Here is a 9,185-nt window from a genome sequence, read left to right as displayed (position 1 = left end):
TCAAAAAATTTGCTATTTCATTTTTTATTTTTTGTAAGGATTTATTATATACTTCTTCTAAATCTATATTTTAGTATCTAAATATTCTCTACTTAATATATTGCTATTTGGCATTTTAAAATTTGTAGTTAATATGACTTTAAAATTTTTTTCTATTAATATTTTCTCTAATTCATCAAAGTAAGTTTGAAGTTTATCTTTTCCTGTTGAAAATATCATTGTTTTTATTTCGCTTTCAGAATAATGTAGATTATCTTCTATAAATTCCATAAATATTTGAGGGATATATTCAAAATACTTAGGAAATCCAAGAATTAAATAATCAAATGATATCTTTTCTATATCAAAATCTTCTTCTATTGAATGTATTTCTACCTCACATTCATTTTTTATAAATTCTTCACCTATCTTATTGGCAATAAATTTTGTATTTCCAGTACCACTGAAGTATAAAATTAAACCTTTCAATATAATCTCCCCCAATTAATATATATTCATATAAAAATTACATATTTACGATTATGTTAATAATTATATATTATTTGTATTTTTTTGGAAACTAATTTGATACTCCAAATTTCCTTATTCTTTTTTTATTTTCTACAAAATAAAAAAGATAGAAAAAATTTCTATCTTTTTTACTACAATTATATTTCTTGTTTTTTATATTTCCAGAAGCATACTGATGATACTAATATTATTCCACATATTATAATATATACAAAAAATAATGGATTTTTAATACTTCCAAATAGAATAATTAAAGATCCTAAGCTTGCAAAAATAGGATTAAGTTTACCCTTCCATAAGCCCTTAATTTCGTTATTTAAGCCCATTTTAAATACTTTGAAGTATAACATTATATACAATAAATAATTAACAGTTATTGATATTTCTGATATATCACTATTAGGTAAATAATTATATTTTTGAGTTATATAATGTATAACTAAACAAACAAATGATATACAAAAAGATACAACTGAAGATTTAATAGGCATTCCTACTCTCTCATTGACAACTTTTATTTTCTTAGAATTTGGAAACATTCCCCTTATTGCTAAAGAATATGGCATTCTGATATGCCCCATTATCAATCCATTTACAGTTCCTAGTATAGATATCACAACAAATGTTAATATTATTTTAGCCCCCCAAGGTCCGAATAATCTAGTAGCAGCTAAATTAACATGTTCATCTCCCATACTCATTATTGTTTCTGGTCCAACATACATACTTATTCCAATAAAATATAATACATATATGGCTAATATAAACAATGGCGCAACTACCAAAGCTCTTGGTAAATTTCTTTTAGAATTTTTTATTTCATGTCCTATAGAGGTTGATATTATCCAACCATCAAAAGAAAATGCTATAGGTGCTATTGCTGCTATCCATGTAGTAGGTTCCATATGTACAATGTCACTTATTATTATTTCAGTAGGATTTCCCAAAAGAAGTCCTGCTATTGCTATTACTAATAAAGGAATGATTTTAATTATCGTTGATGCATTTTGAAAGTATCCACCTAATTTAGCAGATAATACATTCATAAAGTAAAATAAAATCATTATTATAAATCCAATTATTGTTTGAATCGTTAATCCCCCATCTATGCCAAATAACATACATATATATATACCTGATACCCATGAAACTACAGCAACAAGCGTAGGATAATATAAGAATGTATGAAACCATCCAAAAGCACAAGCAACTGATTCATTATATGAATATTCAGCATAAGTTATTATTCCACCTGCTTTTGAATCTCTTGATGCTAATTCTGAAATAGTTAAGCTTCCAAAAATAATTCCCATTGCAGCAATACTAAATACAAGAACTCCTAAACTTATACTTCCATTAGTAGCTACTAATATATTATCACTTTTAAAAAATATTCCTGATCCTATTACAATTCCTACTATCATTCCTATGGCGGTAAATAAACCATATTCATTTTTCTTCATTATTTCACCTCTTTGTATAATATCTTAATTAATAATTATAATTTCTCTGTACAATATATCATATAAAGATATAAATAAAAATATTAAATTTAATAATTCCTTAATAAAAATCAACTTTTAGCTACCCTTAATAAAGATATTTGTAATGTTTTCCGTACATTTATTTTAATATTTGATTCACTCAGCAAAATAACAATATTTATATTGTATTTTTTTATCCTATATGTTAATATATCTTTAAATTATTTGAATTTAAAATATTACTTTAATAACTATATAGGTATTTTATTAATATTTTATTATTAAGCTTTTATAAGAAAAGGGGGATATTTATGAATAAAAACTTTTTTGCGGCGTTATTTCATTAACATTAGGTTTATCACTTTTAAGTGGCTGCTCTAGTAAGGCGGAAGATGAAAAAATAATTAAAATAGGTGCAATTGGACCATTAACTGGAAAAGCATCTACTTATGGACAATCTGTAAAAAATGGGGCTGAATTATTACAAGAAGAAATCAATAAGTCTGGAGGTATAAACGGAAAAGAAATACAATTTATATTTGAAGATGATCAAGCAGATCCTACTCCTTCGATACAAGCTTTTAATAAACTTGTAGATAATGATAAAGTAGTTGCTATACTCGGTCCTGTAACTTCCGGAGCTACAACAGCAGTTGCTCCTAACGCAACTTCAAAAAAAATTCCACTTATAACTCCAACTGCAACTGAACCTAATATAACAAATAAAGGTGGGGAATATGTATTTAGAGGATGCTTTGTAGATTCATTCCAAGGTGAGATATTAGCTAAATATGCTAAAGAAAGCTTAAGCAAAAAAACAGCAGCTGTTTTATACAACGCTGGTTCAGATTATTCAAAAGGTATAGCTGATACATTTAAAAAAGATTTTGAATCTAAAGGTGGACAAGTAACTGAATATTTAAGTTACAATGATGGCGATACTGATTTTAATGCACAACTTACAAAGATAAAATCATCTAATCCTGATGTATTAGTTCTTCCTGATTATTATAATGTAGTTGGTCTTATTGCTAAACAAGCTAGAGCAACAGGAATAACTTCTCAATTCTTAGGTGGAGATGGATGGGAATCTGAAGAACTTTATTCTATAGGTGGGGAAGCTATTAACGGTGCTTTATATATAAATCACTATTATTCTGGTGATACAGATGAAAATGTAAAGAAATTTGTTGATGCGTATAAAGCTAAATTCAATAAGGATCCTGATGCTTTTGCTGCTTTAGGTTATGATACTGCTAAGGTTCTAGTAAAAGCAATAGAGAAATCCGGAGACTTTAGTGCTGATAAGATAAAAGAAGCTTTAGCTTCAATTGAGCTTGATAGTGTTACTGGACATATTAAATTCAATGAAGAAAGATCAGCAGTTAAAAGTGCAAGTATAATAAAGGTTGATGGTGAAAATAAAACTTTAGTAGATAAAGTTAACCCTTAATTTGATAGACAAGGAGGATAAGCAATGGAATTTTTACAACAACTTATAAATGGTTTAGCTTTAGGTAGTGTTTATGCTCTCCTAGCACTTGGTTATACAATGGTTTATGGGATTATAAAACTTATTAATTTTGCACATGGTGAAATTTATATGATTGGAGCATTTTCTGGATATTATGCTTCTACTTCATTAAAACTACCATTAATTCCAACTTTATTGGTTGCTATGTTTGTTTCTGCCTTTATCGGCATTATTATAGAAAAGGTAGCCTATAAGCCACTTAGAAATTCTCCAAGAATAACACTATTAATTACAGCTATAGGAGTTTCATTACTTCTTCAAAATGGTATGAGATATATTGTTGGTCCTAATCCTAAACCATTTCCAGACTTAATTCCTAATAAATTTTTAAATATTGGTTCTCTTCAAATAAATTCGAAAACAATACTTATGCTTGTAATTTCTGCATTGCTTGTTTTAATCCTTCAATTTATTGTTTATAAGACTAAGGTTGGAATGGCTATGAGAGCAGCTTCTTATGATGTAGAAGCTGCATCTCTTATGGGAATCAATGTTAATACTACAATTTCTCTTACTTTTGCTATAGGATCTGCATTAGCAGGTATTGCTGGAGTTTTAGTTGCTATAGCATATCCAAGTATTAACCCATATATGGGTACTATGCCTGGACTTAAATCCTTTGTTGCCGCAGTACTTGGAGGAATTGGAAGTATTCCTGGTGCTCTTCTTGGTGGACTACTTATGGGATTGTTAGAAACTTTAACCAAAGCGTATATTTCTACAAATTTTTCTGATGCAATAGCATTTTCTATCTTAATTATAATATTACTAATAAAGCCTTCTGGACTACTTGGCCAAAAGACTAATGAGAAAGTGTAGGTGATATTGTGAAAAACTTATTATCAAAAGGCTCATTTAAAGCATTACTTGGTATTATTCTTACTTATATAGTATTGTTTGTATTACTTAAGACTGGAATAATTAATTCTTATTATGGAGGAATACTAAATTTAATTTTAATAAATTTAATTCTAGCAATATCATTGAATTTAATCGTTGGCTTCACAGGACAATTATGTTTAGGCCATGCTGGTTTTATGGCAATAGGCGCATATACTTCGGCTATATTATCTGTAAAACTTAGTTTGCCATTTTTTATTTCTATCTTAATTGGTAGTTTAGTAGCATCACTTTTTGCTTTTCTAATAGGAATCCCAACCTTAAAGTTAACAGGAGATTATTTTGCTATTACAACCCTAGCTTTTGGAGAAATAATTAGAGTTATAATAATGAATATAAATTATCTTGGGGGTGCTAGCGGACTTTCTGGTATACCTATAAAAACAAAGTTTACTACAGCTTATATTTTTGCTGTTATAACAATAGTTGTTATATATAATTTACTTCATTCTTCTCATGGTCGTGCTATGATTTCAGTTCGTGAAAATGAAATTGCATCAGAAGCAATGGGTGTTAACACTTTTAAATATAAAATGTATTCTTTTTGTATAGCAGCTTTTTTTGCTGGATTAGCTGGTGGTCTATTTTCACACCATCTTGGTTTTATTCAACCTGCATCATTTGATTTTATAAAATCTATAGACATACTAACTTTTGTAGTTTTTGGTGGTATGGGATCATTATCAGGTTCAGTTATAGCTACTATGTTTTTAACATTCTTACCTGAAGGCTTAAGGAGCTTAAAAGAACTTAGAATGATTATCTATCCTCTAGCTCTAATTATTTTAATGCTATTTAGGCCACAAGGACTTTTAGGAAATAAAGAATTATCTATTAATGTATTTAAAAATTTTAATAAACAAGGTTTAAATAAAAGAAAGGAGGAAGAAAAATGTTAGCTGTTCAAAACCTTTCAATTCAGTTTGGTGGATTAAAAGCAGTTTCAAATCTATATCTAGATATTAAAGAAAAAGAATTAGTGGGTCTTATTGGTCCAAATGGTGCTGGAAAAACAACAGTATTTAATATGTTAACTGGAGTGTACTGCCCTACCGAAGGCAAAATATCATATCTTGGTCAAAACCTTAATGGATTAAAACCTTATGATATAACAAAAAATAGAATTGCTAGAACATTTCAGAATATAAGACTATTTTCTGATTTAACTGTTATTGATAATATAAAAATTAGCTTTAACTATAAAGTTAAATATAGTATTTTAGATTCCATCTTACGGACCCCTAAATTTAAAAGGGAAGAAAAGGAAATTGAGGAAAAGAGTTTAAAGTTATTAGAAGCATTTTCATTAATTTCAAAAAAGAATGATCTAGCTAAAAATTTATCTTATGGTGAACAAAGAAAACTTGAAATTGCACGAGCATTAGCTACAGGACCTTCTCTCCTTTTACTAGATGAGCCAGCTGCTGGTATGAATCCTCAAGAAACTAAAGAGCTTATGGAAATGATTAATTGGATTAAGGATGAATTTCAAATTTCTGTTTTACTTATAGAACATGATATGAAGTTAGTAATGGGAATTTGTGAAAAAATAATTGTATTAGATTATGGTAAGAAAATAGCTGAAGGAACGCCAGATGAAATAAAAAATAACCCTAAAGTTATTGAAGCATACCTTGGGGAAGGAGCTTAAACTATGCTTAAAATAGAGAATATTGACTTATATTATGATGGAATTCATGCATTAAAAAATATATCTTTAGAAGTAAATAAAGGTGAAATTGTAACTTTAATAGGTGCAAATGGAGCTGGAAAAACTTCTACATTACGAGCAATATCAGGCCTTCAAAATTATAAAAATGGTAGTATAAAATTTAAAGATATTATTTTAAATAAAATTCCACCTCATAAAATAGTATCCTTTGGTCTTTCCCATGTTCCTGAAGGAAGAAAAATCTTCGCAAATCTTTCAGTTAATGAAAATTTACTTCTAGGAGCTTATTTAAGAAAAGATAAAAAAGCTCTTCAAGATGATTTATATATGATTTTTACTAAATTTCCCAGACTAAAAGAAAGAAAAAATCAACAAGCTGGAACTTTATCAGGTGGTGAGCAGCAAATGCTTGCAATAGGTAGAGCTTTAATGAATAAACCAGAAATGCTTATCTTAGATGAACCTTCCATGGGGCTTGCACCTATAGTTGTTAAAGAAATCTTTAATACAATAGTAGAAATAAACAAAGCTGGAACCACAATTTTATTAGTAGAACAAAATGCAAATATTGCCTTATCTATAGCTGATAGAGCTTATGTTTTAGAAACTGGTAAAATTGTATTAAGTGGTAATGCTAAAGATCTTCTTAATGATTCTACAATTAAAAGTGCTTATCTAGGAGAATAGAAATAGAGGAGTAATTAATCCTCTATTTTTTCTTTTATTTTAAATTATATAACTTTAGTGCAAAAATCCAAAATTATTATTTTATTGATATGTAACTATTCAAATATAGTAATTTAATTTTTAGTAAGTATACTTTTAGATATGACAAACGGGTTACAATTATAGTTATATACTTGTAACAATATACTTATAATTAAATATTACCATATAGCTATACCCCGTTGTTAATCGAAGTAACAGAGCATCCTATTTCCCCCGCAACCTCAGCTAGTCTTCTCCATTGTTTTACTTCTCTTACTACTTTTAACTTTATTTCATCCGAATATTTTTTATTATAGTTATTTTCTAAAATCATATTATCTCTCCTATCCATTTATCCATTCTCATTTTTATTTAAACTATGTTATTAACCTAATAACATAGCCCTTTTCTGACGATTGTAAAGTAATTTAACACATTAAGATCATTTTTCATGCTAATTGATTTCTCGATATTCCTTTGCCTTTCGTGCTACTTTTATAGCTTTACTGAAAACCTTAAAATCGTATTTTTCAACTTCTCACTTTATATAATTTTACTGCTCACCTTTGCTTTTAGATATAATTTTACATATTATACAGGTAATATAAATAAATCATTTTTTATCTGTATTTTCATAACATGACATACCGTTGTCAAGTAATCGGTTGTAAAATAATGGTAATACTTATTTTTAAAGTAATTTATTTACATATTATGGATACTATGTTATTATATGAATATAAAGCGAGTTAAATATAAAAAAATAATTAATACAAGATTAGATAACTATATTCTTTTTAGAATAAATTATGTTCTAATTATGAAATAAAAACATATAGTTAAATGTAAGTATATTATTACAAGGAGGATTTAGAATGATTAAAAAACTACCAATAATTTTAATGTCTTTTATTATTGCTGCAAGTATTACTAGTTCAAACACCCAAGCAAAAGCTGAAGCTTTAAATAATAAACCATCTTTAGATACTGAAGTAATTCAACCTATGGATGATGGAACATTTAGGCTTCTTGTATCAGCAACAGTATATACATCTCCAAGTGAAATGTCTTATGCAATTACAAAACTTAGCGCTGGAACAACCCTAAGGAGAGTTGAATCTGGTCCAACTTATGATTCAGTTGGTAGAGCTTGGTACCATATTTCTTCATTCCAAAATAATTATACTGGTTGGGTTTTAGGAAGTACAGGTGTATTACAATAGAGTTTTATATTTAATATAGACAGTAGAAGCATATTTAATACTTAGTAACTTAGAGCTCTCTAAATACGAAGACATTAATAAAAATAATGAGAGCTTATGATAATCCATTTAAGTCAAGCCATCAGCTTAGCTGGTGGCTTGATTAAGCCCTATAAGGGCATGGTACTTTCGGCACTACTCGTGCTCTGAAAAAACTGCCAATCGAAAAACATTTTTTTGTAGCTACCACTCTCGTCGGGTAGTTTTGTTATTTGCTACCTTTTACCGATGACTATATATTCTTTCATGCTTATTTGCTTCTGCTATTTGCCCCTCTTGAATTTGATTTTATATGTATTTTGTAATTGCGGTTTTATTCCTTCATACTGTATCTACGTAATATCCTCTACACCAAAAATGCCTGTTTCCATACTTATATTTTAAACTTGCAGATCTATCAAAAATAATGAGGCTACTTTTCTCCACCAATTAAAATATATGCACTCGTCAAGTTATGTAAGGCTTTATTATCATAACCTTCTTTATCTAAATATCTCGATAAACATTCAATTGCGAAATTTAAGTTTGATGTTTCTACTTTTAAAGCATTTAAAATTCCACATGCTTTTACCTTTCCTTTATTTTCTGCTGATTCTATTGATAATATATCTAAGTTCCTAGATATCTCATTTAGATATCTTATATATACACAATTCTTTATCAAAAATAGATTTTCACCTTTCATTATTTTTTCTTTATAATACATTATTAAACTTATTGTTCTATCTATTAAACAGAAAGTTGCTATAACCGTTGCAACTATTTCAGTGTCCGATAATTCTGAAATAAAATTGGTGTAATTATAAAGAGAATCAAAGTCATACATAAAGGCAAGTATTTGATCTTTACATACACTTAATCTATTAAGCTGATTAAGACTAGTACTTTTCTTATGTTTCTTTTTTTGAGTATGATTCACTATTTGCAATATAATCTTCTTTGAAGCCATTTTCCAGTATTTGAACATATCTTTTTTCAAAGACCTCGATTTTGTCTAAGGTTAAAGCGTTGGCTGTATTCCAATTTAAATCTGCTTCTTTTTTTATTTCTAGCAATAAATTTTTGATTAGCTCTGCCCATTTTTATTTTTCTAATTCAGATATACCATTTAACTC

General features: G+C 28.0%; 10 protein-coding genes and 1 pseudogene. 6 read left to right on the top strand and 5 right to left on the bottom strand.

Annotated features, from left to right (window positions below; translation table 11 throughout):
* Positions 1 to 63 precede the first annotated feature (63 nt).
* Together A500_RS10360 and A500_RS10355 are read right to left on the bottom strand one after the other, a co-directional pair.
* On the bottom strand, positions 64 to 468 hold the full coding sequence (locus A500_RS10360; RefSeq protein ID WP_016207536.1) for a flavodoxin domain-containing protein: 405 nt from the start codon (positions 466 to 468) through the stop codon (positions 64 to 66).
* A 179-nt stretch (positions 469 to 647) separates the two neighbouring features.
* Positions 648 to 1,973 (bottom strand): APC family permease, encoded by a 1,326-nt coding sequence (locus tag A500_RS10355; RefSeq protein WP_016207535.1) that lies wholly within the window; start codon positions 1,971 to 1,973, stop codon positions 648 to 650.
* A 358-nt stretch (positions 1,974 to 2,331) separates the two neighbouring features.
* Between A500_RS10355 and A500_RS20005 the strand changes: the two genes are divergently transcribed.
* From A500_RS20005 to A500_RS10330, 5 genes are read left to right on the top strand one after another with little or no spacing between them, the layout of a single operon-like run.
* Complete coding sequence (locus A500_RS20005) at positions 2,332 to 3,447, top strand: ABC transporter substrate-binding protein (RefSeq protein ID WP_083935690.1); 1,116 nt, start codon at positions 2,332 to 2,334, stop codon at positions 3,445 to 3,447.
* Between the two features lie 24 nt (positions 3,448 to 3,471).
* Positions 3,472 to 4,347, top strand: coding sequence for a branched-chain amino acid ABC transporter permease (locus A500_RS10345; protein WP_016207533.1), 876 nt, complete (start codon positions 3,472 to 3,474; stop codon positions 4,345 to 4,347).
* 8 nt (positions 4,348 to 4,355) lie between these two features.
* Entirely contained in the window at positions 4,356 to 5,327 is a 972-nt protein-coding gene (locus A500_RS10340) for a branched-chain amino acid ABC transporter permease (RefSeq protein WP_016207532.1), read from the top strand.
* Positions 5,321 to 6,079, top strand: coding sequence for an ABC transporter ATP-binding protein (locus A500_RS10335; RefSeq protein ID WP_016207531.1), 759 nt, complete (start codon positions 5,321 to 5,323; stop codon positions 6,077 to 6,079). The genes A500_RS10340 and A500_RS10335 overlap by 7 nt, the downstream gene beginning before the upstream one ends.
* Before the next feature lie 3 nt (positions 6,080 to 6,082).
* Complete coding sequence (locus tag A500_RS10330) at positions 6,083 to 6,787, top strand: ABC transporter ATP-binding protein (RefSeq protein WP_016207530.1); 705 nt, start codon at positions 6,083 to 6,085, stop codon at positions 6,785 to 6,787.
* Between the two features lie 211 nt (positions 6,788 to 6,998).
* On the opposite strand, the gene A500_RS20410 is transcribed toward A500_RS10330, so the two are convergent.
* Positions 6,999 to 7,160 (bottom strand): hypothetical protein, encoded by a 162-nt coding sequence (locus A500_RS20410; protein ID WP_157453647.1) that lies wholly within the window; start codon positions 7,158 to 7,160, stop codon positions 6,999 to 7,001.
* A 523-nt stretch (positions 7,161 to 7,683) separates the two neighbouring features.
* Here A500_RS20410 and A500_RS10325 point away from each other — a divergent pair.
* The gene (locus tag A500_RS10325; protein WP_016207528.1) at positions 7,684 to 8,031 is read left to right on the top strand and encodes an SH3 domain-containing protein; all 348 of its coding nucleotides are present in this window, start codon (positions 7,684 to 7,686) and stop codon (positions 8,029 to 8,031) included.
* A gap of 363 nt (positions 8,032 to 8,394) precedes the next feature.
* On the opposite strand, the pseudogene A500_RS20000 reads toward A500_RS10325, so the two are convergent.
* Together A500_RS20000 and A500_RS21280 are read right to left on the bottom strand one after the other, a co-directional pair.
* A pseudogene (locus A500_RS20000) lies at positions 8,395 to 8,490 on the bottom strand (IS200/IS605 family transposase); the annotation flags it as partial.
* Positions 8,483 to 9,019 (bottom strand): hypothetical protein, encoded by a 537-nt coding sequence (locus tag A500_RS21280; protein WP_242835115.1) that lies wholly within the window; start codon positions 9,017 to 9,019, stop codon positions 8,483 to 8,485. The gene A500_RS21280 and the pseudogene A500_RS20000, both read right to left, overlap by 8 nt.
* Positions 9,020 to 9,185: the final 166 nt, after the last annotated feature.

This window comes from Clostridium sartagoforme AAU1 (assembly GCF_000401215.1).
GTDB classification, from domain to species: domain Bacteria; phylum Bacillota; class Clostridia; order Clostridiales; family Clostridiaceae; genus Clostridium; species Clostridium sartagoforme.
This window is presented reverse-complemented; position numbering and strand designations above follow the sequence as displayed.

Coding starts and splice junctions, on each gene's coding strand:
- A500_RS10355 (WP_016207535.1), bottom strand. CDS start 1,973: ATGAAGAAAAATGAATATGGTTTATTTACCGCCATAGGAATGATAGTA.
- A500_RS10345 (WP_016207533.1), top strand. CDS start 3,472: ATGGAATTTTTACAACAACTTATAAATGGTTTAGCTTTAGGTAGTGTT.
- A500_RS10335 (WP_016207531.1), top strand. CDS start 5,321: ATGTTAGCTGTTCAAAACCTTTCAATTCAGTTTGGTGGATTAAAAGCA.
- A500_RS10330 (WP_016207530.1), top strand. CDS start 6,083: ATGCTTAAAATAGAGAATATTGACTTATATTATGATGGAATTCATGCA.
- A500_RS20410 (WP_157453647.1), bottom strand. CDS start 7,160: ATGGATAGGAGAGATAATATGATTTTAGAAAATAACTATAATAAAAAA.
- A500_RS10325 (WP_016207528.1), top strand. CDS start 7,684: ATGATTAAAAAACTACCAATAATTTTAATGTCTTTTATTATTGCTGCA.
- A500_RS21280 (WP_242835115.1), bottom strand. CDS start 9,019: ATGGCTTCAAAGAAGATTATATTGCAAATAGTGAATCATACTCAAAAA.